This is a genomic window from Negativicoccus succinicivorans (assembly GCF_014207605.1).
Taxonomy (GTDB): Bacteria; Bacillota; Negativicutes; order Veillonellales; family Negativicoccaceae; genus Negativicoccus; species Negativicoccus succinicivorans.
On sequence record NZ_JACHHI010000006.1, the window covers coordinates 1 to 26,063 of the forward strand.

At 53.6% G+C, this 26,063-nt stretch carries 27 protein-coding genes; 13 read left to right on the forward strand and 14 right to left on the reverse strand.

The annotated features are described in order from the left end of the window. Nucleotides 1-578: 578 nt before the first annotated feature. A complete protein-coding gene (gene potE, locus HNR45_RS06070) occupies nucleotides 579-1,910 on the reverse strand; it encodes a putrescine-ornithine antiporter (RefSeq protein WP_371712917.1) in 1,332 nt (443 codons plus the stop codon). 518 nt (nucleotides 1,911-2,428) lie between these two features. Between potE and HNR45_RS06075 the strand changes: the two genes are divergently transcribed. After that, nucleotides 2,429-3,151: a TerC family protein gene (locus HNR45_RS06075; RefSeq protein WP_159822441.1), complete on the forward strand. Its 723-nt coding sequence runs from the start codon at nucleotides 2,429-2,431 to the stop codon at nucleotides 3,149-3,151. Between the two features lie 21 nt (nucleotides 3,152-3,172). Then, entirely contained in the window at nucleotides 3,173-3,853 is a 681-nt protein-coding gene (locus HNR45_RS06080) for a TerC family protein (RefSeq protein ID WP_200841491.1), read from the forward strand. Nucleotides 3,854-3,895: 42 nt separating this feature from the next. On the opposite strand, the gene HNR45_RS06085 is transcribed toward HNR45_RS06080, so the two are convergent. Further along, nucleotides 3,896-4,660 (reverse strand): SDR family NAD(P)-dependent oxidoreductase, encoded by a 765-nt coding sequence (locus tag HNR45_RS06085; RefSeq protein ID WP_159822442.1) that lies wholly within the window; start codon nucleotides 4,658-4,660, stop codon nucleotides 3,896-3,898. A gap of 150 nt (nucleotides 4,661-4,810) precedes the next feature. On the opposite strand from HNR45_RS06085, the gene HNR45_RS06090 reads away from it, so the two are divergent. From HNR45_RS06090 to iadA, 3 genes are read left to right on the forward strand one after another with little or no spacing between them, the layout of a single operon-like run. Then, complete coding sequence (locus tag HNR45_RS06090; RefSeq protein WP_159822444.1) at nucleotides 4,811-5,602, forward strand: nucleoside recognition domain-containing protein; 792 nt, start codon at nucleotides 4,811-4,813, stop codon at nucleotides 5,600-5,602. Further along, nucleotides 5,599-6,084, forward strand: coding sequence for a nucleoside recognition domain-containing protein (locus HNR45_RS06095; RefSeq protein WP_034436782.1), 486 nt, complete (start codon nucleotides 5,599-5,601; stop codon nucleotides 6,082-6,084). Before HNR45_RS06090 ends, HNR45_RS06095 begins: the two co-directional genes overlap by 4 nt. Nucleotides 6,085-6,126: 42 nt before the next feature. After that, the gene (gene iadA, locus HNR45_RS06100) at nucleotides 6,127-7,296 is read left to right on the forward strand and encodes a beta-aspartyl-peptidase (RefSeq protein WP_159822446.1); all 1,170 of its coding nucleotides are present in this window, start codon (nucleotides 6,127-6,129) and stop codon (nucleotides 7,294-7,296) included. A gap of 63 nt (nucleotides 7,297-7,359) precedes the next feature. Here the strand turns inward: iadA and HNR45_RS06105 are convergent, their stop codons facing one another. The 6 genes from HNR45_RS06105 to rbsK all read right to left on the reverse strand — a co-directional run bounded on the left by HNR45_RS06105 (nucleotide 7,360) and on the right by rbsK (nucleotide 12,708). After that, complete coding sequence (locus tag HNR45_RS06105; RefSeq protein WP_024048241.1) at nucleotides 7,360-7,794, reverse strand: YbjN domain-containing protein; 435 nt, start codon at nucleotides 7,792-7,794, stop codon at nucleotides 7,360-7,362. Between the two features lie 277 nt (nucleotides 7,795-8,071). Continuing rightward, on the reverse strand, nucleotides 8,072-8,989 hold the full coding sequence (rbsB, locus tag HNR45_RS06110) for a ribose ABC transporter substrate-binding protein RbsB (RefSeq protein WP_075939085.1): 918 nt from the start codon (nucleotides 8,987-8,989) through the stop codon (nucleotides 8,072-8,074). Nucleotides 8,990-9,003: 14 nt separating this feature from the next. Continuing rightward, complete coding sequence (locus tag HNR45_RS06115; protein ID WP_024048243.1) at nucleotides 9,004-9,936, reverse strand: ABC transporter permease subunit; 933 nt, start codon at nucleotides 9,934-9,936, stop codon at nucleotides 9,004-9,006. A 3-nt stretch (nucleotides 9,937-9,939) separates the two neighbouring features. Beyond that, nucleotides 9,940-11,421 carry a sugar ABC transporter ATP-binding protein gene (locus HNR45_RS06120; protein WP_159822448.1) on the reverse strand — a complete coding sequence of 494 codons (1,482 nt, stop codon included), beginning with the start codon at nucleotides 11,419-11,421 and terminating at the stop codon, nucleotides 9,940-9,942. 17 nt (nucleotides 11,422-11,438) lie between these two features. Next, complete coding sequence (rbsD, locus tag HNR45_RS06125) at nucleotides 11,439-11,834, reverse strand: D-ribose pyranase (RefSeq protein ID WP_159822450.1); 396 nt, start codon at nucleotides 11,832-11,834, stop codon at nucleotides 11,439-11,441. A gap of 1 nt (nucleotide 11,835) precedes the next feature. Continuing rightward, nucleotides 11,836-12,708, reverse strand: coding sequence for a ribokinase (rbsK, locus tag HNR45_RS06130; RefSeq protein ID WP_159822452.1), 873 nt, complete (start codon nucleotides 12,706-12,708; stop codon nucleotides 11,836-11,838). Nucleotides 12,709-12,904: 196 nt separating this feature from the next. Here rbsK and HNR45_RS06135 point away from each other — a divergent pair, with 196 nt between their 5' ends. The 7 genes from HNR45_RS06135 to queG all read left to right on the forward strand — a co-directional run bounded on the left by HNR45_RS06135 (nucleotide 12,905) and on the right by queG (nucleotide 19,378). Beyond that, nucleotides 12,905-13,387: a QueT transporter family protein gene (locus tag HNR45_RS06135; RefSeq protein ID WP_034436795.1), complete on the forward strand. Its 483-nt coding sequence runs from the start codon at nucleotides 12,905-12,907 to the stop codon at nucleotides 13,385-13,387. 77 nt (nucleotides 13,388-13,464) lie between these two features. Next, a complete protein-coding gene (locus HNR45_RS06140) occupies nucleotides 13,465-14,544 on the forward strand; it encodes an efflux RND transporter periplasmic adaptor subunit (protein WP_159822454.1) in 1,080 nt (359 codons plus the stop codon). After that, nucleotides 14,531-15,148 carry a DNA-3-methyladenine glycosylase gene (locus HNR45_RS06145; protein WP_159822456.1) on the forward strand — a complete coding sequence of 206 codons (618 nt, stop codon included), beginning with the start codon at nucleotides 14,531-14,533 and terminating at the stop codon, nucleotides 15,146-15,148. Before HNR45_RS06140 ends, HNR45_RS06145 begins: the two co-directional genes overlap by 14 nt. A gap of 92 nt (nucleotides 15,149-15,240) precedes the next feature. Further along, nucleotides 15,241-16,452 carry an MFS transporter gene (locus HNR45_RS06150; RefSeq protein WP_159822458.1) on the forward strand — a complete coding sequence of 404 codons (1,212 nt, stop codon included), beginning with the start codon at nucleotides 15,241-15,243 and terminating at the stop codon, nucleotides 16,450-16,452. Continuing rightward, complete coding sequence (locus tag HNR45_RS06155; RefSeq protein ID WP_159822460.1) at nucleotides 16,449-17,195, forward strand: nucleoside phosphorylase; 747 nt, start codon at nucleotides 16,449-16,451, stop codon at nucleotides 17,193-17,195. Before HNR45_RS06150 ends, HNR45_RS06155 begins: the two co-directional genes overlap by 4 nt. 131 nt (nucleotides 17,196-17,326) lie before the next feature. After that, the gene (locus tag HNR45_RS06160; protein WP_159822462.1) at nucleotides 17,327-18,382 is read left to right on the forward strand and encodes a zeta toxin family protein; all 1,056 of its coding nucleotides are present in this window, start codon (nucleotides 17,327-17,329) and stop codon (nucleotides 18,380-18,382) included. 60 nt (nucleotides 18,383-18,442) lie between these two features. Then, nucleotides 18,443-19,378: a tRNA epoxyqueuosine(34) reductase QueG gene (gene queG, locus HNR45_RS06165; RefSeq protein ID WP_184327579.1), complete on the forward strand. Its 936-nt coding sequence runs from the start codon at nucleotides 18,443-18,445 to the stop codon at nucleotides 19,376-19,378. 76 nt (nucleotides 19,379-19,454) lie between these two features. Here queG and HNR45_RS06170 read toward each other — a convergent pair whose 3' ends face one another. From HNR45_RS06170 to HNR45_RS06195, 6 genes are all read right to left on the reverse strand, one after another. Beyond that, a complete protein-coding gene (locus tag HNR45_RS06170) occupies nucleotides 19,455-20,177 on the reverse strand; it encodes a TIGR03915 family putative DNA repair protein (protein ID WP_184327581.1) in 723 nt (240 codons plus the stop codon). Next, nucleotides 20,171-21,424: a putative DNA modification/repair radical SAM protein gene (locus HNR45_RS06175; protein ID WP_159822468.1), complete on the reverse strand. Its 1,254-nt coding sequence runs from the start codon at nucleotides 21,422-21,424 to the stop codon at nucleotides 20,171-20,173. Before HNR45_RS06175 ends, HNR45_RS06170 begins: the two co-directional genes overlap by 7 nt. Nucleotides 21,425-21,565: 141 nt before the next feature. Then, on the reverse strand, nucleotides 21,566-21,922 hold the full coding sequence (locus HNR45_RS06180; protein ID WP_159822470.1) for a tRNA-binding protein: 357 nt from the start codon (nucleotides 21,920-21,922) through the stop codon (nucleotides 21,566-21,568). Further along, nucleotides 21,922-22,689 (reverse strand): enoyl-CoA hydratase-related protein, encoded by a 768-nt coding sequence (locus tag HNR45_RS06185; RefSeq protein ID WP_159822472.1) that lies wholly within the window; start codon nucleotides 22,687-22,689, stop codon nucleotides 21,922-21,924. Before HNR45_RS06185 ends, HNR45_RS06180 begins: the two co-directional genes overlap by 1 nt. Nucleotides 22,690-22,700: 11 nt before the next feature. Next, nucleotides 22,701-23,027 carry a hypothetical protein gene (locus HNR45_RS06190; protein WP_159822474.1) on the reverse strand — a complete coding sequence of 109 codons (327 nt, stop codon included), beginning with the start codon at nucleotides 23,025-23,027 and terminating at the stop codon, nucleotides 22,701-22,703. A gap of 139 nt (nucleotides 23,028-23,166) precedes the next feature. Continuing rightward, entirely contained in the window at nucleotides 23,167-25,293 is a 2,127-nt protein-coding gene (locus HNR45_RS06195) for a heavy metal translocating P-type ATPase (protein WP_159822476.1), read from the reverse strand. A 128-nt stretch (nucleotides 25,294-25,421) separates the two neighbouring features. Here HNR45_RS06195 and HNR45_RS06200 point away from each other — a divergent pair, with 128 nt between their 5' ends. Beyond that, nucleotides 25,422-26,060, forward strand: coding sequence for a YigZ family protein (locus HNR45_RS06200; protein WP_024048457.1), 639 nt, complete (start codon nucleotides 25,422-25,424; stop codon nucleotides 26,058-26,060). The last annotated feature ends 3 nt before the right edge of the window (nucleotides 26,061-26,063 follow it).

The window sequence follows — 26,063 nt, forward strand, 5'->3', positions numbered from 1 at the left end:
TGTTAGGCACGCCGCCAGCGTTCGTCCTGAGCCAGGATCAAACTCTCCATGATAGTTTGATTGCTCATTTGTTTGCCTTGTTGCCAAGGACTTTTTGTAATTGACTCGGGTCTGTATATTCAGACCCGCACATTGGCGTTAATTCATTGCATTGTTCAGTTTTCAAAGAACCGTGTCGCTTCGTGCGACTTTTATAGTATACCAAACACTTGGCATTATTGTCAAGCATTTACTATATTCTATTTCGTCGCCGTTCCTTGCGGCTTGATTATCATAGCATTGCGATTATATCTTGTCAAGAATATTTTACGGATATTTGAGTAGATTTTTGCAAACTCATATATATGTATTTAAGTGTATGTAAATCATGTAGCGTAAGCCAATGCTTTTGTCTTTTCTAAAACCAATTGTAATGTAAAGTTTCCACCATAAATTTCATTGCAAATGACGCCAGCAACGCCTATCGTATATGTACCTGACGAAAAAGCGCCGCCTCGATAAGGCAACGCTTTTTATGTTTTTATATTTATAGTATTTATAGTATTGTGTGGCAATGCGAGATACGTGAAACCGATCATTCATTTCCAAGCGGGCAGACTGTATTGGACCCGTTCGGGACGACGAGCCACGGTACCGCGATAAAGCAGGTAACCGATAAAAAGCACAATTACGGCACCGCGAATCGCTCCCAGACCTGCCGCATATATGGCGTACATGGAATACGCAAGCGCCAAAGCGGAGATCCCGCGCATCCACCGGATCTGTTTGATCGGCAAACCGGCGGCCCGCAAAAGTGTCGGCGCGGCGAGGCAGCAGTACAGATAGGGTACGACATTGGTTACCACAGCGAGATTGACCAATCTTTCAAATTGCGCAAACAGGTATTCGTCCATGGTCATCAATGCCAGCAGCGATTGAAGGACCAGCAGAATCAACGTGCCGTTAACAGGCACGCCCTGTTTGGAAAGGCGGCCGAATATTTTCGGAAACACGCCGCTTTGCGCGCTGCTTTTAAATACCTGCGCGAGCGTAAATTGCCAGCAAAGGAGCGCACCCATGCAGGAAACAACCATCATCGCCATAACGATTTTTCCAACGGTGCCGCCAAACAACACGGCGAAAGTCAAACCGAACGGCGCATTGGAATGCAACAAATCAAGATTCGGCACAATGCCCGCCATCACATTGGTTGAAGCAATGTAAACAACGGCGACGGCAAGCGTACCGAAAAAGGTGGCGCGCGGTACATCCCGCTGCGGATTTTCAATCGCGTCCATATTCACGGCCGCGGATTCAAAACCGAGGAACGCCCAAAGAGTCAACGTGACGGATTCACTGACCGCGGAAAAGAACGGCGTCTCGGACGGATTCCACGACTCGATATAGAGCGTGGAATCAAACCAAAACCAACCGGCGACGGTTAAGAAAAGAACGGGAAAAAGCGATCCCCAAACCGTCACGGAACTGATGCTCCCCGTCCAGCGGCTGCCGCCGAAATTGAGTACCCCCGCCACCCACAAAAGCAACATGGTCGCGGCGGCAATTTGGCCGGGATGCGGTTGCCAGCCGAAAAGAGTGGCCCCGTATCCGACCGCCGATACGGCAATCGCCACATTGGCAATAATAAGGGAAACCGAATACGCGAAATTCGTCATGAAATAACCGGGCAAGCCGAAGCGATACGCGGCATAACCGCCCATGCCGCCACTGTGCCGCGTGAACATGCCGCACTGGGCAAAAACGTGTGCCAAAAGCAATGAGCCGACCGCGGTCACCAACCAGGACAGAACGGAAATAGTCCCCACCTGCGCCAGCTTGGTAGGAAGCATAATGATCCCCGCACCCAACATATTCGCGGCGGTCAACATCGTCAGTTGCCACACATTCATTTTTTTCGTTACTTTTGCCAATGTACTCACCTCGCTTTGAATGTACCGTGGAGCGTTACGAGTCAAGTTCTTCGAAGCAATCGCAGACTCGTTGCGACTTGCCGACTATCGTATCAATAATAGAGCTAATTCGTGCGCGATAGATCACGATAGATAATGATAGATAACGATAGATAACGATAGGTAATGATAGATATGAATAAATCATATTTTTGCTCGATTTTTCTCTTTGGTGCAGTTATTTTAACACCTATTCTCCTCTTTGCATAGTACTTTACAAAATTTATTTTCCGTTTTTAAAACGAATAGAAAACGCCCCGTTTTAGGGCTTTGGCCCTTACCTTGATAACCTCTTTTTATATTTGGTATAATAGTTTTCGTAAAAGGGAGTAACTAATTCGTCGTCGTCAACAACCCTGCTGATAAAAAAGCTGGCGCGACCATCCGCAGGATGCAGTGAGACTTTTACTTGCAGCATGCAAGATAAAAGTCTCTTTCTTTATGTTAAAACGTCTCACGTTAGCCTGAAAGGTAGTGTCATGGATTTTTTATCCCCTTCATTTTTACTTTCCCTCGGATCCATCATCCTTTTGGATTTGGTGCTCGCAGGTGATAACGCGGTCGTGATTGCGATGGCGGCTCGCCAATTGCCGCCGCATTTACAAAAGCGGGCGATTTTTATCGGTACGGCCGGCGCGATCATCGTTCGCGCGCTGATGACCGTAATCGCCACATGGTTATTAGGCGTGCCTCTGATCCAGGCGATCGGCGGTCTGATTTTAATTCCGATCGCGATCAAGCTACTGCATCAGACGGGCAAGGATTCCGATACGGTCGTCGCCGCCACGTCACTCGGCGGCGCGATTCGTACGATTATCGTGGCCGATGTCGCGATGGGAATTGATAATGTGCTTGCCATCGCCGGCGTTGCCCAAGGTAATATTATCCTCGTAATAATCGGCCTTTTGGTCAGCATCCCGTTGGTGGTTTGGGGCAGTCAACTGATCGCCCGACTGATGGATCAATATCCGATCCTGGTGCCCGCGGGGGCGGCCTTGCTCGGTTACGCGGCCGGTACGATGATCGTGCACGATTCGATCGTCGGTCGCTACCTGCTCAACATTTCGCCGCTCATGGAATACTTCGTTCCCGCCGCGATCATTCTGTTCATTCTCGGTTTACCGCGCCTGCTGAGCAAAAAATCATCTGCATCGACAGATACGACAGTTACCGAAGACAAGATGAATAACGAACAAAAATAATTTTTAAGTGAGGTCCTGGTATTGGAAATTTTAACGTTACAATTTTGGCTCTCCGTAGCGTCCATTATTGTTTTAGATTTAGTATTGGCCGGCGATAACGCTGTCGTCATCGCGATGGCGGCGCGGCAGTTGCCGGCGCGTTTGCAAAATAAGGCCATCATTATCGGCGCGGCCGGTGCCATCCTGGTGCGGGCGTCGCTGACTCTGGTCGCGGTCAAGCTGCTAACGATACCTCTTTTGCAGGTCATCGGTGCGTTGATTTTAATTCCGATCGCCATCAAACTTTTGCTGCCGCAGGAAAATTCGTCAACCGGCGTAAAAAAAGTCGCCTCGCTCGGCTCGGCCGTGCGTACGATTATCATTGCCGACGTGGTCATGAGTTTGGATAATGTGTTGGCCGTCGCAGGCGCGGCGCAGGGTGATCCGCTACTCGTCATCATCGGTTTGCTCATCAGTATCCCGCTGATTATCGGCGGCAGTAAACTGATCGCCCATTTCATGGAACGTTTCCCGCTGCTGATTCCGCTCGGGGCCGCGATCCTCGGTCATACATCAGGCGTTATGCTGCTGCACGACGGCATCGTCGGTCCATATCTTACGGCCTATATTCCGTACGCCGCCTATGCGGTTCCCGCACTGACGATTGCCATTGTGCTACTCGTACCGTATGCGCTCGTGCATTGGTCCAAAGGGCAACGCTGACAATAAAAAAACACCGCTTTGAGCGGTGTTTTTTTTATTACTTTATTTGCTTTTGTGAATCATCGATCCGGTCGCCTGTTGGTTCGCCAAGATCGTCACATCACTGATCTGCACGCGTCGCGGTCGGGAAATGACGAACGCAATGATTTCAGCGATATCCCCCGGCGTCAACGCTTCCACACCAGCATAAACCGCCGCCGCGCGGTCGCTATCCCCTTTAAACCGAACTTTTGAAAACGGTGTTTCGACAATGCCGGGCATGATCGTCGTCACTTTAATGTCGGTGGCGATCGTTTCAATACGAATCGCATCGCCGAGCATTTTGACGGCGGCTTTTGTGGCGCAGTACACGGCGCCGCCGGCGTACGCGCCTTGCCCCGCGGTCGAGCCGAGGTTCACGATATGACCTTGGCCGCGCTCGATCATCGCGGGCAGCATCGCTCGCGTCACGTACAATAAACCTTTCACATTTGTATTGACCACCTCATCGACATCATCGAGATCATTTTCCGCATAAGGCTTCAATTCTCTCGCCAGGCCGGCGTTATTGATCAAAACGTCGGGCACAAGACCCTCTTCCACAAGCTGCTGACCGACGCGTTCCACCATAGCACGCTTAGTCACGTCCAGCGGAAAAATATGCGCTTTCGTGCCGTATTTTTGTCCCCATGCGGCGGCCGCTTGCACCATCGGTTCGGTGCGTCGAGCGAGCAATACTAATGTATAGTTGTTCTGTGCCAAGAGTTCGGCGGTAGCCATGCCTATGCCGGAGCTCGCTCCGGTAATCATTACGATAGGTTGCGTCATGGTTTTTCCCTCCCTGATCATTTCTATTTGCAGTATACCATAGCATTTTTAGCAAAATACAGACACCTTATTGAGAAAAAATGAAAAGTATATTGCAAATGGATTTTTGTTTGTGTACAATGGACTAAATAAATTAAAAGGAGGCTGAGTATGGCTCAAACAAATGAAGAAGTTCGCGATACCGAACTTCACCAAGAAGAGATTCGTCCTGACGCCACTGCGACGGATCCTGTAGTGACAAACCCTGCCCCCCGGCCGGCGACGCCTCAAGAAGAGGGCCCCGCGATTACCTGGGGAAGCTATGTGGCATTTTTCGGAGCATTGCTGTTTTTCTCCGGTCTTTTTGCCGAGGCGGCCGGCTGGTGGAAAGTGTTTGACTTTTCGGTCCTCAACGGCAGTTTCGGTACCTGGGAAACAGCGGCCGGTAAGATGGCTTCGTTCCGCGGTTCCGGCGGCACCGGTGCGCGCGACGGTTTTGTGTTTGCGCTGACGTTGCTTCCGGCTTTGATTTTCGCGATCGCTCTCATCCATGTGGTCGAAGGCTACGGCGGCTTGAAGGTCGCTCAAAAAATGCTTTCGCCGTTACTGCGTCCGCTCTTGGGCATCCCGGGCGTGTGCGGTCTGGCGATGATCGCGAACTTGCAGACGACCGATGCGGCGGCCGGCATGACCAAAGTGCTCTATGAAGACGGCTTGATTACCAGCCGTGAACGTTCCATTTTCTGCGGCTATCAGATTTCCGGCTCCGCGCCGCTTTCGAATTATTTCTCTTCGGGCGTAGCCGTGTTTTCCATCCTCTTGGTACCGATCGGCTTGCCGATACTGGTCATTATGATTTTCAAATTTATCGGTGGCAATATCGTTCGCTTCTATCTGCGCGCCACGGAAGGCCGTGACCCGAAAGGACAGATCACCGAAGGAAAGGCGGGTGACGTCGCATGAGTGAAGTACGTACTGTCAAAGTAAAACGCAAAGGCTTCATTGAGCTCTTCACTGAAGGCGCGTACAACGGTCTGATGATCGGTATTCGCAACATGCTGCCGAACGTCATGCTCGCTTTCATCCTGATTCACGCGTTAAAAATCACGGGGCTTTTGGATTGGATCGGCTCGATCGCAGGTCCGATCATGTCGCTCTGGCTTCTGCCGGGTGTCGCGATCACCGTGATCATGGCGTCATTGCTTTCAATGGGCGGCGCTATCGGCATCATGGCGGCCCTCTTAGCCGCCGGCGCTATCAGCCCGTACGAAGCGACCGTAATGGTACCGGCCTGCTACCTGATGGGCAATCCGGTGCAAAACGTTGGCCGCGTATTGGGTACGGCGGAAGTTCCGGGAAAACATTATCCCATCATCATTTTCATCTGCGTATTTAACGCAATGGCTTCCATCTGGGCCATGGAATTGATCATGACATTATTCTAAAACGCCGCCCTTCGGGGCGGTTTTTGCTGAAAGGATACCTTTATGCTGACCTTATTAAAGAATGCGCATGTATTTGCGCCGGAAGACCTCGGAACGAAAGATATTTTAATCGCCAACGGCGTCATCGAAGCCATCGATGACCAACTTGATGTGCAAGGCGTGGAAGTGGAAATAATCGACTGCGAAGGTATGCGGTTGATTCCCGGTTTTATCGACGGCCACGTTCATATCACGGGCGGCGGCGGCGAAGGCGGCTTTCATACCCGCACGCCGGAAATGCCGTTATCCGGCGCGACACGCTGCGGCGTGACCACCATTTGCGGCCTGTGCGGTACCGACGGCGTGACCCGTTCGCAGGAAAACTTACTCGCCAAAGCGTATGCGTTGGAAAATGAGGGCCTCACCGCCTACATGTATGTCGGTTCGTACGAAGTACCGACACCGACCATCACCGGCAGCATTCGTTCCGATATCATGCTGATCGATAAATGTATCGGCGCCGGCGAAATCGCCGTTTCCGATCACCGTTCGTCGCAACCGAATTACGATCTCTACCGCGATATCGTCGCGCAGGTGCGCGTTGGCGGCATGCTTGCGGGCAAAGCGGGCATCGTCAATTTCCACATGGGCGACGGCGAGCGCGGACTCGAGCCGCTGCGTCAGATCGCCAACGAAACGGAAATTCCTTATACCAACATGCTGCCGACCCACACCAACCGCAACGAACATCTGTTTAACGAGGCGGTCCAATATGTTAAAGACGGCGGCTATATCGACCTCACATCCTGCGTCAGTCCGGAATTAGGGAGCAAACATGCCGTCAAACCGTCCAACGCAATCCGCCGCTTAATCGATGAGGGTTGCGACATGTCGCACGTCCTGATGAGTTCGGACGGCTACGGTTCGGTGCCGCTTTTTGATGATCACGGCAACAACATTGGCGTCGGTATCGGCGATCAGTCCTCACTGATGACCGAATTCCGCGATGCGGTCGAAACGGAAGGCTGCGACTTTTCGACGGCCCTTTCCATTCTCACCAAAAACGTCGCCGACCTCTTCCGCTTCAAGAATAAAGGCGAAATCGCCGTCGGCAAAGATGCCGACTTCATGACGATCAACGACCGGTTTGAACTGCAAAAACTGTGGGCCAAAGGCCGTCTCATGGTCGATAAAGGTGAACCGATCGTCTTTGGCACATTTCAAAAGCATTGAGCTTTTCGCACCGGCACGGCAATAAAAAAGAACCGCAAGCGCGGTTCTTTTTTGATTGGTTTTTTACGCCCAGATTTTTTTCATCAGACCGGAGTAATTCTCCGTCAGGTGACCGACCATAACATCCAAAATCACACGGATTAATTCCGGATTGAAGTCATCATCCGTTGTCGGTACGCAGGCGTCCAGGAAAATATTTCCTTCTTCATCGAGAAAATATTTGAAGACTTTGTACGAACGGTTTTGTTCGTTCAGGTAGGTCAATACCTGTTCTTCATTTTTCTCTTTGAGCGCGCCCGTCGCCACCTGGACACGAATCATAACGTAGATGGTGTCATCGACGAAAAGCGCCGTCGGCAGGCTTTGACCTTCCGTTTGGATATGGGAACGGAACACATGCGTGTGGATTTCATCACCGATCTCTTCCACCTGGAAGATACCCGGATGATTTGCTTCAAAATACTCTTTCAGTGCTTTTGCTTTTGTTGCCTCGGCCATATTGATGCCTCCTCTGTAGTGGTCATATAATAATTTTATTATAAACTAAAAAACGAGCGCGGTACAGTCACAAAAGTAAAGCAACATCGTATGCATGTCTTTTTTACATTTCATTGACAAGACAGAAACACGATGGCCAATAACCGCTGCCGTTGTTTCCTGCCGGTTTTAACACCGCTGTCGCGGGGGGGTAACTAAGTCATCACTTTTACACAAAAAAGGACAAGCATTTGCTTGTCCTTTTTATCTACCTCACCAAGTTGTCATGGAACTGCGTTTATTTCGTGACGAGTTTCAACGGTACCGCGATATGATCGGCAACCGCTTCTTTTTTAACCGCTTTAACGGCGGCTTCAAGCCCCTGTTCGCCCATCAGTTTCGGCTGCTGCGCGATCGTAGCTGCCATGGAACCGTCTTTAACGGCTTTGATACCGTCTTCCGTGCCGTCAAAACCGACGATAAATACTTGTTTACCGGCGCTCTTCGCCGCTTCAATAGCACCGAGTGCCATTTCATCATTGTGCGCGAAAATAGCCTGGATTTCAGGGTTGGCTTGCAAAATGTTTTCTGCTACCGTCAGACCTTTGGTCCGATCGAATTCTGCCGTCTGTTTAGCGACAATATTCAATTTGCTGTCGGCGAGTTTGTGGAAGCCTTCGCCGCGTTCACGAGTCGCAGACGCGCCCGGGATACCTTCCATTTCGGCAACCGCTACATTGCTACCGAGTTTATCGATGATGTATTGTGCCGCCATTTCGCCGCCTTTAACATTATCGGAAGCGATCAGGGATACGACTTGTCCGCCATCAGAAGCACGGTCTACCATCAGAACCGGGATACCGGCTTTGTTGGCTGCTTCGACCGAGTTGGCGATCGCCGCGGAGTCGACCGGGTTGATCAACAAAACGTTTACTTTGTGTTGGATCAAGTCCGCTACATCATTGGCCTGTTTAGCCGGATCGTTCCCCGCGTCAAGCGTCTGCACGTCCACGCCCAAAGCTTTCGCTTTTTCGGTGACACCGTCGCTCAACGTAACGAAGAACGGATTGTTCAAAGTCGATACGGAGAAACCTACCGTAATTTTTTCACCGGTTTTAGCCGCCGGTGCTTCCTTTTTGTCGCTGCCGCCGCAACCGGCCATCAAAACGACCAGGCAAAGCGACATCACGACGAGTAACAACTTGCGTAATTTCATTCCATAACCCCCTCTTATTTTTTGCGATCCATCAGAACCGCCAACAAAATAACGCCGCCTTTGACAACTTGTTGGTAAAAACTGGAAACATTCAAAATATTAAGTCCGTTTGTGAGCGTAGCGATGATCAACGCACCAATCAGAGAACCCGTGATGCGGCCTTTACCACCGGCCAGACTGGTCCCGCCCAAAACGACCGCAGCGATCGCGTCAAGCTCATAACCGGTCCCTGCCGTAGGTTGGGCAGAGTTGAGGCGGCTCGTAATGATGATGCCCGCCAACGCGGTTAAAAGGCCCGTGATCGCGTACGCGAAAATTTTGACACGCGAGATATGAATACCCGCGATATACGATACTTTTTCACTGCCGCCGACCGCATACGTTTTCCGGCCGAGCGTTGTTTTATTTAAAATAAACCAGCAAAGCGCGAACATGAGCAGCGTCGTGATCGCCGGTACCGGCACACCGAAGACATCGCCCACACCGAACGCCGTAAAAAACGGATGCGAGGTCAAGCCGCTGATCGGGCGACCGTTACTGTACACCAGCGTCGCTCCGCGGAAGATCGTCATCGTCGCCAGGGTCGCGATAAACGGTGCGACTTTGCCGTACGTGATGATGAGTCCGTTGGCCGCGCCGAGCGCGATGCCGATCAGACAGCAGAGCGCCATGCTCATAACCGGATCCATACCGCTCTTGATCATGCCCGCCATCAACGCGGTCGAAAGCGCCAACAGTGAACCGACGGAAAGATCAATGCCGCCGGTCAGAATGACGAAGGTCATACCGAAGGAAATCAGCGCGTTGACCGAGACTTGCCGCAGCAGGTTCGACAGGTTGGACGGATTAAGAAATGTCGGATTGAGTGCCGTCAAAATGACGAACAGCAGTACCAGACCTAAAAGCGGTCCGAGATTACGCAATAGATTTTTAACATTTGTCGACATGAATTACTGTCCCCCTGTAGCTAATGTAATAATTTTTTCCTGCGTGGCTTCACTGCGGTCCAGCACGCCCGCGATCGAACCCTCGCGAATCACCATAATGCGGTCACTCATACCGATGACTTCCGGTAATTCCGAGGAGACCATGATGATGGCAACGCCGGCCGCCGTCAACTCATTCATTAAATCGTAAATATCTCGCTTGGCGCCGACATCGATACCGCGCGTCGGTTCGTCCATAATCAGAATCGCCGGTTTCATACCGATCCATTTCGCAATGACGACTTTTTGCTGGTTGCCGCCCGAAAGCGTTCCGACCGGTTCCGTCAGCGACTGCGCCTTAACGCCGAGACGCTTGGCGAGCATTTCCGTAAATTCATTTTCCGCGCCGCGGCGCACGTATTGGTGCGAAGCAAATTTTTCAATGCTCGGCAACGAAATATTATCGCCGATGGAAAAATCTAAAATCAGACCTTCCGTCTTACGGTTTTCGGTAATAAAACCGATCCCCGCCTTAATGGCATCCGACGGGTTATCGATCTTCATCGCCTGCCCGTGAATTTTAATTTCACAGCTGTCTTTTTTATCGACGCCGAAAAGCGCGCGCATAATCTCGGTACGGCCAGCCCCCATCAGACCCGCAATCCCCAAGATCTCGCCTTCGCGAATCGTAAACGAAACGTCGTGGAACACGCCCGCGCTGTTCAAATTATTAATTTCAAAAACGACTTTGCCCGGCGTTACCGTGCGCTCCGGATAGTATTCCGTCAACGAACGGCCGACCATATCGGATACGACGCGATCCATCGTCGTTTTCGCGACAGGTTGCGTGGAAATCGCCATGCCGTCGCGCATCACGGTTACCGTATCGCAAAGTTCGAAGACTTCTTCCATGCGGTGCGAAATGTAAATGATGCCGACGCCTTTGGTCCGCATCTGACCTAGCACTCGGAACAGCACTTCGGTTTCCCGCTCACTCAAAGCGGCGGTCGGTTCGTCCATGATCACGATCTGCGCGTCAAGCATCAGCATGCGCACAATCTCCGTCAACTGTTGCTGACCGACAGAGCAGTCCTGCGCCTCTTTTTCAAGCGGCAGGGAAATATTCAGTTCGTCACATTTGGCTGCCGCCAATTCGCGCATGCGATCCCAGTCCAGCATGCCCAATGAATTTTTAAGCGGACGCATCAGAAAAAGATTTTCCAGAATCGTCAAATTCGGCCAAATATTTAATTCCTGATGGACAAACGCAATTCCTGCGTCTTCCGCTTCCCGCGGCGACGTAAATACGCGTTCCGCGCCGTCCACCAGAATGGTGCCGTTATCGGCCTTGTGCAGACCCGTCAAAATATTCATCAGAGTCGACTTGCCCGCCCCGTTTTCACCCATTAAGGCATGAATCTCACCGGGTCGAACCGTCAGATTGACTCCTAAGAGCACTCGGTTCTGTCCGAATGCTTTGGAGATGTCACGCATCTCAATTTGCATACTGTCACTCCTTGCAGCTAAAAGATACAGCCGCTTTGTAAAATCACATTGGCATACGGCGTCGCCTCACCCGTACGAATAATCGCTTTGACGTCGTGCGAATATTCCTTCAAGCGTTCATGCGTTACATACGCACCGGGGATATCTCCCATTAATTGTTGCATCTCCTGAAACAGCGGCAAATTTTGTGAATCCATTTCGCTCGCAATCAGGTACTGTTCCACTTTCATGTTATCCATGACGATGCGCAGCACGTCCAAAAAAGACGGCACACCGAACTCCAGCGCCAGATCAATGCGTTCCACTTCGCGCGGAATCGGTAACCCGCAGTCGGCAATCATGATCCGATCGGTGTGACCGAGATCGGCAAGTACTTTCGCAATCTTGCTGTTCAAAATTCCGTGTTTCTGCATGTCATGCCTCCATCTCGTTGCGCCACGGCATCGCGCCCTGCGCGCCGTGCGCGGTAATCGAAAGTGCGGCCGCGTGGTTGGCAAACCGAAGCGCCGTTTCAAGATCCTGCCCTTCACTGATCGCGACTGCAAACGCGCCGTTGAACGTATCTCCCGCGCCGGTCGTATCGACGGCGGTGACCGTTTCCCCGGCGACGCGGTGAACACGTTTGCCGTCATAGTAATCGACGCCGTTTTTGCCGCGCGTCACAATCAATTTTTCCTGCCATTCCGCCGACAGTTCCAACGGATCCGCCACATCAAACAAGAGCGCCAATTCATGGTCGTTCGGCGTAATGTAGCGGCACATCGCCATAACGTCCGGCGCCAATTCACGCGCCGGTGCCGGATTCCAAAGTACCGGAATGTTCCGTTCGGCGCAAAGACGAATCGCGTCTTCGGTCACATCCTGCGGTACCTCATTTTGCAACAGCACCATATCCAATTCCCCCAGCTGATCCAGCGCCTGTTCAATATGCGCCGCCGTCAACTGAAAGTTCGCCGCCGGCACTACCAATATGCTGTTATCTCCTTCGGTCAGCGTAATGTGCGCTGTGCCCGTGGAAACGCCGGGAAGGGTCATTAAAAAGCGGGCGTCTACGCCGTTTTTTACAAAATTTTCGCAGAGCATTTCCCCGTAGGCATCTTCGCCGATGGCTCCGATCATTGCCACGTCCGCTCCGAGTCGTGCCGCCGCTACCGCCTGATTGGCTCCTTTACCGCCGCAACTCATAAAAAAATGTTCTGCAAACAGCGTCTCACCCGCTTGCGGACGCCGGGCCGCTTCCACGACCAAGTCTACAGAACAACTGCCGATAACCGCCAATTTTGCCATGCCGTAACCTCCTGCCGGTATGTAGCCGTATCGATATCTTGTCCAACATATTCATAAACAGTATACATCAAAAACGGAGATTTATCAGTAAAATTATTCATTTCTTGTTCTCCGCCCCGCTCTATGCTACACTATATCGGTGCGAAGTGTTTTCTTGGTCCCACTTCGTAAAAACAAAAACAAGGAGGAATGGAACATGAATACTCGTATGCTCGTCATCAATGCGGTGTTGGCCGCAGTGTACGCGCTCCTTACGGTCGCGCTGGCGCCGTTCAGCTACGGACCCGTGCAGGTACGTTTATCGGAGGTACTGACGCTGCTCGCGTTTTACCAACCGAAAGTCGTACCGGGGTTAATTCTCGGCTGCCTGCTTGCCAACCTTGCGAGCCCGTTCGGCATGATCGACATTGTGGTCGGCACGTTCGCCACCGCGATCGCCGTCTACGGTATGCGCTACATGCCCAACATCTGGACCGCTTCGCTCTTGCCCGTTGTCTCCAACGGGGTGCTCATCGGCGCGGAGCTTGCGTACCTCGGTGCGCTCGAAGGCGAAAGCGTCGGTTTAACCATGCTCTACATTGCCGCCGGCGAATTCGTCGCAGTCAGCGTGTTAGGCTGCGTACTGATGCCGCTTTTATGGCGCAATACCGCATTTCGACGACTCTTGCAGGACCTATAAAAATACCCGCCGCGGCGGGTATTTTTTATTGTCGGAACAACGGCAAATGCTATAATACGATAGAACAGAGGTGAATTATGCAACCACGTAAAAAACTTTGGTGGGGACTCGGTGCCCTCCTTATTTTACTTATACTCGGTCTGGGCAGTTGGTGGTACATGGCGCGCAGCAAAAGCGTCGACGTAGTCATCGTCAAACCCGTCACCGAACCGCTCATGATTACGCGCGATGTGACCTTGGCGCCGTTGTACAGCGCGACCGTTTCACCGGCCGCGTCCGGGCCGATTCTCGGTCCGGTGCCTACGGTCGGCACGAATGTCAGTGTAAATGATCACTTATTCACGATCGATGTCAGTCCGTACGAGGCGCAGCTGGCGCGAGCGCGCAACGCCACAAGCGAAGCCTCCGCCGCGCCGGCCGCGCCGCCGGTCAACACACCCGTGATCACGGAGGCGCAACAACTTTTACAACAGGGCATTATTACGCAAGCGGAGTACGCCAAAATTGTCGCGCGCGAACAGGCGAAGCAACCGTCCGTGTATACTCCGTCCGCTACCGCGGCGCCGGACACTTCGACGATTGAACGTCAGATTGCCGCCGCCAACGTTACCGCGCCGGTCGCCGGAAAAGTCACCGCGGTGTACGTTACCGCTGACGGCGTGGCCGTGCAAGACCGTCCTGCGCTGGTCATCGCCTCCCTTTCGCCATTGGTGGGTGAAATGCCTCTTCCCAATGCCCTTACGGAAGCCGTTCAACAAGCCCGCACCGCGCCTGAAACCACGCTTACGTTACGGGTCAACGGTCACGACTACTTCGGTGAAATGACCGCGCTCTCCCCAACGGGCGGCGACGTAACCGCACTGAAGTTCCGGTTTGACAATCCCGGCGAGGTGTTGCAACCCGCCACCCCCTATCCGCTCACGTTGAAGCTGCCGACCAAGGTACCGTTGATTCATTTACCGCGCAGCAGCAATATCGGTGACGATACCGTATACATTGTCACTGCGGACGGTCTGATTGACGCCCGACACGTCACTACCGCTTATGTTGACGGTGACGATTGGGTCGTCTTGGCAGGTCTTGCGGTCGGCGAACGCGTCATCGCTGCGCCGGCACCGCATTTGGAAATCGGGATGCATGTCGATGTCCGCGCTTAATTGGTTTCGCCGCCCGCGATTTACACAGGAAGAACTTACGACCGATGCCGTGACGGCGGCGCGTCGCCTTTTGGGCGCAACCCTTTGGCACCGCAGTCCCGAGGGACTGGTCGGCATCCGACTCACGGAAACGGAAGCCTACGGCGGCACCTATCGCGGCCATCCGGACGATGCGTCGCACGCGTATCGCGGCGAAACGAATCGCAATCGTCCCATGTTCGGTCCCGCCGGTCATATGTATGTGTATCTTGTTTACGGCTTGCACCACTGCGCCAACATTGTCGTCGATGTGGACGGCATGCCGGCCGCCGTGCTCTTGCGCGCGGGTAAAATCATTTACGGCGACGATTTGGTGCGTGTACGCCGCGCCGGCATCCGACCGGAGCACTGGGCCGACGGTCCCGGAAAACTGGCGCGCGCGTTGGGGATAAGCACCGCGCTTTCCGGCAAAACCGTCTTGTCTGGCTATTTGCAATTGCGGCACGGCAAAATCGCCAACGATGAAAGGATCGTACGCAATGTCCGCCGCGGCATTGATTATGCGACTTACGGAAAATCATTCCCCTGGCAATTCAAGCTGATCAAAAAACGAAAAAATGACTGACAAAACATCTTCATTTTGTTATACTGTTATAGTTAATGGCGCTGTCGGAGAACGGCGCCGTTTTGTGTGGAATGATTGCTTAGGAGGCATGTATGAGTTATCGAAATCGTATTTTGTGGTCATCTATTTTCGGCCTGGGGCTGGAAAGTATCGACATCATGATGCTGTCATTCACCTTGACATCCATTATGGCGACATTCGGCTTGAGCGGCGCGCAGGGCGGCATGATCTCGACCGTCACTAATATTGGCATGCTGCTGGGCGGAATTATGTTCGGTTTGCTCGCCGACAAATACGGGCGCATTAAGATTTTTTCCTATTCGATTCTGCTGTTTTCAATCGCCACTGCGGTAATCGGCTTCGCGCCCAACATTTGGTGGGTAGCGGCTTGCCGTTTCCTCGCCGGTGTAGGCGGCGGCGGTGAGTTCGGTGTGGGCATGGCGATGCTCGTGGAAGCGTTTCCGCGCCACGAACGCGGCAAGGCCAATTCCTACGTCACGATCGGCGGCCAAGTAGGCGCCATCATTGCGGCGCTGCTGGCGTACTTCCTGCTGCCTGTCGTCGGTTGGCGCGGTCTTTTCATCTTCGGTATCATACCGGTTTTTCTGGCGGTTGCGGTTCGTTACCACTTGCCGGAAACTCCCCAATGGCTCGCTGCTAAAGAAGCGGCGGAAGCGCAGGGAAAATCCTTAAATGTTTCTTTGTCGGAGCTGGTAAAAACGCCGCGCCTCGCGTGGACTACGGTGACGCTTATCATTATGTCGTCCGTGCAGGTCAGCGGCTACTTCGGCTTGATGACTTGGTTGCCTTCGATTTTGCAAAAACAGTTGGGGCTGACGATTTCCGGTTCCGCGCTTTGGACCATCAGCACCATCGTCGGCATGTGTCTGGGCATGCTTTTATTCGGACGTTTCATGGACAGCCTTGGCGCCAAAAAATCGTACGGCATCTTTCTTTTGTGCTCGGCCGTTTCGGTTCTGCTTTACGCTTATGCCAACAGCGGTATCGCCATCTTACTCGGCGGCGCGGTAGTCGGGTTCTTCGCCAACGGCATGAATGCGGGCTACGGCACCTTGATTTCAAGCTTTTATCCGCCCAATATTCGCGCTACTGCCAATAATACAATCTTTAATATCGGACGCGCGATCGGCGGTTTCTCACCGATCGCCATCGGTTATTTGTTGCAATACTATACCATTGGATACGCGATGCTCTACTTCACGGTGCTCTATTTGATCTCGTTCGCGGTGATGTTGACTTTGAAACGCGATCCGTCCGTCGTTGACGCGGAGGAAATGTTATGAGCATTCACTTGCAAGGCGTTACGCCCGGCTCTTTAGGCGAGGCGACATTGCTCGTTGGCGATCCCGGTCGCATTCCGCTGGTCACCGATCATTGGCAAAATGTCACCGAACTTTGCCGAAATCGCGAGTTCGTCGTCTGTTCCGGTACGTACGAAGACAAATTGTTTTCGGTCTGCTCGACCGGTATCGGCCTGGGATCGACGGAAATCGCCGTGATGGAGCTTATCGAAAACGGCGCGCAAGCATTTGTGCGCGTCGGCGGTTGCGGCAGCTGGCGGGAGGATATTCCCGCCGGCGCGCTGCTATTCAATCACGCTATGATCCGTGACAAATCTCTTTTGCACGCGTACGTCGACGACAATTATCCCGCCGCGGCCGATCCTCTGCTATGGCACGCTTTGTATCAGGAAGCTTGTCGGCAAAAAAAGCAAGCCTTTTACGGTATCGGCTTTACGGCAGGCACGTACTATCTCGGTCAGGGCCGCTCTGTCCCCTGGTCCGAAACTCCTGCGGAAAGCAAGCTGATGGCGGATCTTAAAACGCGCGGCATCATCAACTGCGATATGGAAACGGCGATCATTTATACTCTTGCCTCTCTGTATAATATTCCCGCCGCCAATTGTTTGGTCTGCCATGTAAATCGGGATGAAAATGTTTTCGTCAGCCAAGAAGACTATCAGGAGATGCACCGCGAAGCGGCCGGTCTTGTCCTGAAGGCGCTCACAAGCCGCACCCGCGCGTAAATCTATGCGATATTTCACTCCTCTCCATACCGAGAGGAGTTTTTTTATGTGACTTTTCCGCAATTATTTGCTACTATTACTACAGATATACAGGATTTATATTGACTCAATACAGGAGTGTGATGCACCGGATGCCGTATAGTCAAAAGACCTTACAGCAGCTCGAGAAAGCGGCCGACCAAGTCCCCCCCGGGATTCAGCTGGAAGTCAACGCGGAAATTTTTGTGACGGTTCGCAACATGTTGGTCGCGGACCCGCAAAGCGGTTCGCGTAAGCAGCGCCACATGGAGCGGCTGGGTGAACTGATCCGCCGCACCGTCGCCGCGATTGCGGAAATCGAAGAGCGTCGCGGTTATGGTATTTCCGTCGAAGAACAGGTAGCCATGCTGGAAGAAGCGCTGGCCATCATGGATGTCTACTTGCCGGAGATCTTTTTTGAAGAAATCGCCAAACCGGATATTGATTTTGTTCCGCCCGCGCCGGAATCCACCTATGATCGCGCGCAGGCCGATTTTGTATTCGCCACGCGTGTGTGGCCCATCATCGCAGGCAATAAACCGAAACATGTGGAGCGTCCGATCGCTTACCTGATCGGCGGGCAACCCGGCTCGGGCAAGTCCCGCATGGCTTCAACGGTCATTGACAACCACGAGCACCAGCTCATCCACGGCGATCCCGATACCTTGTTCGGTTTTCATCCGCATTACCAGGAACTGCAGGAAAAATACGGTCTGTACAGTATTTACATCACGCAACATTTTGCCGATTACATGGCGGAAAAAGCGTTTCAACAGGCCGTCGCCGAACGTCGCCACTTGCTGATCGAAAGCAATTGCACCGACCCGGAAGAAATTTTGTCCAAGCTTAAACTCCTGCAGGATAGCGGCTACTATGTCATTGTCAAATTTCGCGCGACGCCGCGGCTGGAAAGCTGGCAGTCGCTGCAACAACTGTACCAGCAGCAACTTATCAAAGCGCCGGCGCTGGCTCGCATGATGAGTCCCGAGTATCACGACTGGGCCTGCGATAAATTCGTGGAAACCGCGTTGGCGGTGCACCATGAGCATCGCTATGATCGCCTTGTGGTGAAAAGTGAGAAAGGTCTTTTATACGACAGCGACGACAGTCCGACGGAAAGCGTCGCCGAACTTTTACGCGCACGTCTGCGTCGCGGCGAAGAAGAATAAATACACCGTGCTGCGTATCACGGCACGGTTTTTGTTTACATGAAAACGGAAAGGAGCGACATGGACAAAAATAAAATCATCATCACGCAAGCAAACCACCTCGGTCTTACCGAAGTCGGCTTCGTGCGTCTGCCGCTCCCCGAGACGCTTGCCGCGACACTCCACGCGGCCGGCGAACCGTCGCCCTTCACGCCGTCGGATGTGACGACGCGTCTGGATCCGGCCGCCTTGTTGCCCGGCGCGCAGAGCGTGATCGTTTGTCTCTTTCCGTATCGTCCCGCCTCAGCCACTGCGGAAAACGCCGCCGAACCTCCCGCGAACTTGCCGGAATACGCGCGGGCGCGTGATTACCATATCATTGTGCAACACTATTTAACGCGCTTACAGACCCGCCTTCAAGCGCATTTTTCCGATGCCGATTTCTTCTCTTTTGTCGACACGTCGCCGCTTCCGGATCGAGCCCTGGCGTATCTCGCGGGGTTGGGCTTTTTCGGCTGGAACAAGGCGCTCATTAATGATCGCTACGGCACCCACACCATGATCGGCGGGCTTGTCACGACGCTTGCGCTGGCGCCGAGCGAACCGCTGCAAAAAACATGTCTGCAGTGCGGACGTTGTCGCCGCTTTTGCCCCGGTCAGGCGCTGACGCCGGAACGATTTATTTGGCCGCGTTGCAAATCGTACATCACACAGAAAAAAGGCGATCTGACCGCCGCTGAAGCCGCCATCATCGCGAAAAATCATTATATTTTCGGCTGCGACGTCTGTCAGGAGGTCTGCCCGCATAACACCGCGGCCGAGCCGACGCCGCTCCCCGAATTTCAGAATGATCGCATCACGCACATCACCGCGGCGGAAATTGCCTGCCATTCGAACCGCACGTTCCAAGCCGCTTACGGCGATCGCGCCTGGGCCTGGCGCGGCAAAAAAATTTTGTTGCGCAACGCGGCTCTATTGGCAGAAAGCTCCGCCCATCGCAACGACGACAATCACTAAAAAGAACCGCCACGAAAAAATGGCGGTTCTTTTTTATTGCGCGGAAAGCGCAGCGGCTTTTTGCGATGAAATTTTTTTATAAACGCTCAATCAAATGCGCCCAGTAGCGTTTGGGCATATTGCTTTGGCGCAGTTTCGGATTGGCGCGCTCGGGGATCGAAACAGTTTTATAAAACAGTCGCCAGGCGTCCTGGTACGCGCTTTCCTCCGCCGTTTCGACGACGGACAAGGCCGTGGCGGAAAAATATTCCGTGCGCCCGTCCTCATAGAGCACGGCGCAACCGCGCGGACAATCATGAATGACGAAATGCTCGCCGTTGAGTCGGCGGGCAAAATGCGCGGTCAGCAATTCGATGACATCATGCTTGGGCGCAAACGGCGCGTACCAGTAGCCGTCCTGCACCTCACGAAAACGCAGTAAACCCTTCCAACTGTGCGCTTCGCTGTAGACCGCGCGCACGATCCGATCAAACGCTACCGCGTCCCGATCGGCGCTCGCCAAAACGCCTTTGCCGTGGCGAATACATTTTTTGATCGTTCGCGCGGTCACCGTTTCATGGCGCGCTTCGACCGAAAGCAACGCGGCATAGCAACGGCGCAGGAAATCGGCGCCGAATTGGGCGCGCAAATACCTTGCGACGCGCGCCGCTTTCGCCGGGTCGGTCGCGACCCGATCATGCGCCACCAAAAAATCCATTTGCGGTGTCAGCGGTTCGATTTCAATCGTTTCCAACGTTCGGTACCGCGCGAAAATCACCGTTAAAAATCCCGGATAGGTTCCGTCATAGTGCGTCAGCATGGCGCAAACAAGTCCATCTGCTCATAGCGCGGCGCGCCTTCGAGCAATTTCATGCGTTGCCGCAAGTCGTGGCGCGAATGGATCGCCGCGCCGCGGTATACACCCGCGACCGTCATGAAGTGGCGCGCCCGCTTGGTGGAAATTTTCAGCGTTCGTAAGTCGTCGTATTTCAACTTGGCGAAACGACGCGCGCGAATAATGCGTTTCGCGCCGGTGATGCCGATCCCCGGGATACGGATCAGCTCCTCCAGATCGGCGCGGTTGATTTCCACCGGAAAACGATCCAAGTGACGAATCGCCCAGCTCATTTTCGGATCCAACTCCAAGTCAAAAAAAGGCTCTTTGGCCGTTAAAATTTCATCGGCCGTGAAATCATAGTAGCGCATCAGAAAATCCGCCTGATAAATGCGATGTTCGCGCAAAAGTGGCGGTTTCACGATGCCTTCCGTGAAGCGCGACGACACCACCGGCACGAAACTCGAATAGTACACCCGCTTCAAGTCAAACGAATGGTACAAGGCTTGCGCCCGCTGAATGATCGTGCGATCGTCCTCGCGGCTCGCGCCGACAATCATTTGCGTACTTTGCCCCGCCGGCGCGAAAAGCGGCGCGTGCCGTGATGTTTTGCGCTCGCTGTGGCTTTCCAGAATATGTTGGCGAATGGTCGCCATCGGTTGAAAGATCTTGCCGAAGCTTTTTTGCGGCGCCAAAAGCGCCAGCGCCGATTCTGTCGGCAGTTCGATATTCACACTCAACCGATCCACCAATCGTCCCAGTTCTTCCACCAGTGCGGGCGATGCTCCGGGAATCGCTTTCATGTGAATATAGCCATTAAAGTTCTCCCGGTAGCGCAAGAGGCGCGCGACACGGATCAGTTTTTCCATCGTGTGATCGGCATTACCGACAATCCCGCTCGAAAGGAACAGCCCTTCGATATAGTTGCGTTTATAAAAATTAAGCGTGAGTTCGCAGACCTCTTCGGGCGTGAACTCCGCCCGTTCCACATCGTTGCTGCTGCGATTGACGCAATATTCGCAGTTGTAAATGCACTTATTGGTGAGGAGAATTTTCAGCAACGAAATGCAGCGTCCGTCCTCGCTCCAGCTGTGGCAAATTCCCGACTCGGCGGCATTGCCCACGCCCCCTTTGCGATGCGACCGACGGGACCCGCTTGAACTGCAGCTGGCGTCGTACTTCGCGGCGTCGGTTAAAATTTTCAGTTTATGTTGCAGCGTGTCAAATTCCATAATTTTACCCCGAACAAATGTTCTTTTTCTGTATTATAGCATGGAATGAATGCGGCTGCCATTTTGTCGTTCCCTTTTTCTCGGCGGCATGTATTTTTCATTTCGCGCAACAAAAAAAGACGCTCGCGCGTCTTTTTTTGATTAGCCCAATACTATACCGTTATCCGTTTTTTGTTTCGGCGCGATGAGAACAACACCCTGCTCCGTATACACGCCGAGTACGAGCACTTCCGAACGCCAACCGGCGATATGCATCGGCGGGAAATTGACCACGCCGAGCACCTGCTCACCGATCAGACCTTCCGGCGTATAAAGATCCGTGATTTGCGCCGATGATTGCTTGATGCCGATCACGGGCCCGAAATCCACCTTCAACCGGTACGCGGGCACGCGCGCCCCCTTGAGTGGGCTCGCTTCCACAATCGTCCCCGTGCGAATATCTAATTGAGCGAAAGTGTCAAACGTGACTTCTTCTTTAGGTTGAGCATCTTGCGTCATTATTTTTTCTTTCCGAACGACTGCATGCGTTTCGTTTGGTCCCCAGTCGCGAAACAAATTCCGAAGTATTGCGCTTCCAATTCGATCGCATTACGCTGATCCAAATCCTGTCCCGCCAGCACCGAACGCTTCGTGGCGCGCACCGCGACTTTGGCGTTCTTTTGAATGCGTTTCGCCGTCGCCAGCGCCGTTTCCAACAAGTCTTTTTGCGGTACTACGCGATTGACCAAACCGATCCGCAACGCTTCCTGCGCGTCAATGAAATCGGCGGTATATAAAAGTTCTTTCGCCATCGCGGGACCGACCGCGCGCGTCAAGCGTTGGCTCGCGCCGAACCCGGCGCAAATGCCCCACTTTACTTCCGGCTGACCGAATTGCGCGTTTTCGCTCGCGTACCGAAAATCGCAGGCGAGAGAAAGTTCACAACCGCCGCCCAACGCGTAACCGTTTACCGCGGCGATGACCGGCTGCGGCGCGTCTTCGAGTTGCTGCGTGACCGCTTGACCGAAACGGCCCCAATCGCGACCGGAGAGTGTATCCATAGCCGCCATTTCTTTAATATCCGCGCCCGCTACGAAGGCCTTTTCACCGGCGCCGGTCAAAATAATGACATCCACCGTTTCATCGTGTGCCGCTTCGGCGAAAAGCGCGTGCAATTCTTTCATCGTCGCCATATTGAGCGCATTCAACGCTTTGGGGCGATCAATGGTAATGATGGCGATGCCGTCACGATTTTCCCAATGCACATTTTCATACTTCGCAGTCATTTTCTCTCCTCCTACTGTCGGTTTAAAAATTCTTCCGTGTTTTTCGCGCGCAAATCGCTCATGCGCGTAATCAAATCTTCATCGCCGGCGCCGGCCGCGAGCAGGTCCGCCAACGCCGCGCCGTCTTGGATCGTCACCGTCCATAAAAATTCACCGTCGTCAGCGTACAATGTCCAATACAACTCTTCGGCGAATGTTTCCGGCGCGCGTCCTTCCGAGTCGGTGATCACCGCGTACCGTCCGTCGGCGAAATCCTGCACCAAAAGCACTTCGTCTTCCGCTTCCGTTTCGACGACCCCGAGTTCCGCGAGTCGCTCTTTTACCTCCGTATCGTTCATAAGCGTTCCTCCTTGTCACTATTGTACACCATTTTAAAAAAATCCCCCGTAACGGGGGATTTCATTTTTTGTAAAATAGCGATGCGCCTTGATCTTGTAAGGTGCGTGACCACGCTAAAACGCATCGGCGCGGACCGCTTCACTGTAATCGCACGTATTGCAAACGCAACGCGTTGAGCACAACGGACACGGAGCTGAGCGCCATCGCGGCGCCCGCGAGGAGCGGTGAAAGGTAACCGAGTGCGGCCAGCGGGATACCGATCATGTTGTAGATAAGCGCCCAGAAAAGATTTTGACGAATATTTTTTAGCGTCGCTTGCGCCAGCGTGACGGAGCGAGCCACATCACGCACGCGACTGCGGAGTAAAACGATATCCGCGGCATCAATCGCGACCGCCGTGCCGGAACCGATCGCGATGCCCAAATCCGCCGTCGCCAACGCCGGCGCGTCATTGATGCCGTCGCCGACCATCGCAACCAATCGGCCTGCGCCTTTGCGCGCGGCGACATGGTCCGCTTTTTCGATTGGTTTTACTTCCGCCGTCACGGTGTCAATCCCGAGACTTTGCGCAATCGCCGTGGCGGTGGGACGATTGTCGCCGCTTAAAAGTTCCGTTTCGATGCCCTGCGCGTGCAAATCGCGAATGGCCTCCGCCGCGTCCTCACGCAACGCATCTGCGACTGCGATCATCCCGAGCACTTCCGCTTCGCGACGCACGGCCAATACCGTACGGCCCTGCGCCTCCCATGCGGCGGCCGTCGGGTCGTCGGACGCGGCGCGACCGATTGTATACGTCGCGCCTTCATATTGACCGCTCATGCCCTTCCCGACGGTTTCCGTCAAATCCGTAAAGTGACGCGCCGGAATTGCGCGCGCTTGCCCCGCGGCCATAATCGCTCCGGCCAAACGGTGACCGGAACCGCTTTCCAAACCTTGCGCCAACGCGAGCAGTTCCGTTTCCGTCGTCGTTCCTTGCGGTGCCAGCGCCACTACTTCCGGTTCCCCTTTGGTGAGTGTACCGGTTTTATCAAAAATAATATGGGTAAGTTTACCGGCCGCTTCCAAATCGGCAGCGCTCTTAAAAAGAATACCCGAACGCGCGCCCACGCCGGAACCGACCATAATGGATGTCGGTGTCGCGAGTCCCAAGGCGCACGGGCAAGCGATGACAAGCACCGCCACGGTACGCAGCAGCGCGGTTTCCAACGTGGCGTCGAAAAAAGCGTAGTAAACGATGCCCGTCAGCGCCGCAATCGAAATCACCGCGGGCACGAACCGAGCGGAAACGGTATCCGCCAGTCGCTGAATGGGCGCTTTGGATTCCTGCGCCGCCGCTACAACGCGAATAATTTGGGAAAGCACCGTATCGGCGCCGACCGCTTGCGCCGTCATCGTAAACGGCGTGGCGCCGTTCACCGTGCCGCCGGTCACCGTATCACCAACCGTTTTTTGTACCGGCATGCTTTCGCCGGTCAACATCGCTTCATTGACCTCCGGCGCGCCTTCGCTGACTTGACCGTCCACCGGAACTTGCTCGCCCGCTTTGACCCAAAGCGTCATACCGACTGTCACGTCATGCGCGTCAATGGTTGTTATTTCTTCCCCGTCTTTGCGATGGGCTCGCGCGGGCGCCGCGGCAAGCAATGTTTCCAGCGCTTGTCCGGTACGGCGTTTCGCGGCCGCCTCCAAGTATTTACCGAGTAAAATAAAGGTAATCAGCCACGCGGACGTTTCAAAATATAAATGCCCGGCGCCGCCAAAAAGTTCATACAGCGAGTAAAGATACGCCGTCGTCGTTCCCAAGACCACAAGCACGTCCATATTGAGCGAACCGCCGCGCAATGCGCCCCACGCGCCGCGATAAAAATAAAGTCCCGGTCCGAATTGCACGACCGTCGCCAAAACGAGCTCCGCGACGCCCGGCAACATCGGCCACCAGCCGGTAAGCGCGCCGACCATGCCGATCATCAGCGGCAAAGCGAAAACGAATGCGATGAGCAAACGCCGTTTGGCCGCTCGCACCTCCGCCCCCGGATCTTCCCAAGCGGCATCGGCGATATGCGCGCCGTAACCGCTTTTTTCAATTTTAGCTATGATATCGGCGGCGGTTACCGTCTGATCATCGTACGCCATACGGGCGCGACCGGTAATCAGATTGACCGCCACTTCCTGCACTCCCGCCATTCGCCCGACGACTTTTTCGATTCGCGCGGAACAGGCCGCGCAATGCATGCCGGTAATGGCAAGTCGTAAAGTTTGTTTCATTCTATACCTTCTTTCCGTCAACTCACGGTTGTCCTTATATCGAATATTTTCTATGTATTTTCAGTATAACACTTTTGTCAAGAGTTGCCTACATGGTAAAATGCAGTTACTCTAATAGCGGAGGTCATATGTATTTTTCCATCAAAGAACCTTTTCATTACGAAACGGTCATCAAAAAATCGCGCTTTATCTGTGATCTGATTCCCGTCAATGATGCGGAGGAAGCCAAAGACGCGTTGGCGACCATTCGCAAACGCTACTACGATGCGACGCATCACTGTTCGGCGCTTCGCCTCGGCACCACCGGCACTTTGCAGGAGCAATCCAATGACGACGGCGAACCGGCCGGCACGGCAGGTCGTCCCATGCTGCATGTGTTGCAACAACGGGACCTGACCAATTTGCTCGCCGTAGTGACTCGCTATTTCGGCGGCATCAAACTCGGCACCGGCGGCCTGACCCGCGCGTACGGGGGAACTCTCGCCGAAAGCGTAAGCGCCGCGCCGATCGTCGCGTACGTCGCCCACCATCGCTATTCTGTCCAAATCCCCTACGATCTTCTGGGCGCGCTGGAAAACGCCTGGAAAGACATGCCTTACATCATTATCGATCGCCAATTTACGGATAACGTCCGCTTCACGATGGATGTACCGGCAACGACGGCCGTAGCCTTTGAACAAAATCTGACGGAACTGACCGCGGCGCGAGCCGTTTGGCAAAAAGATCCCGAACGCCTTTTAATGATTGATTATGATTTAATAAAATAAATC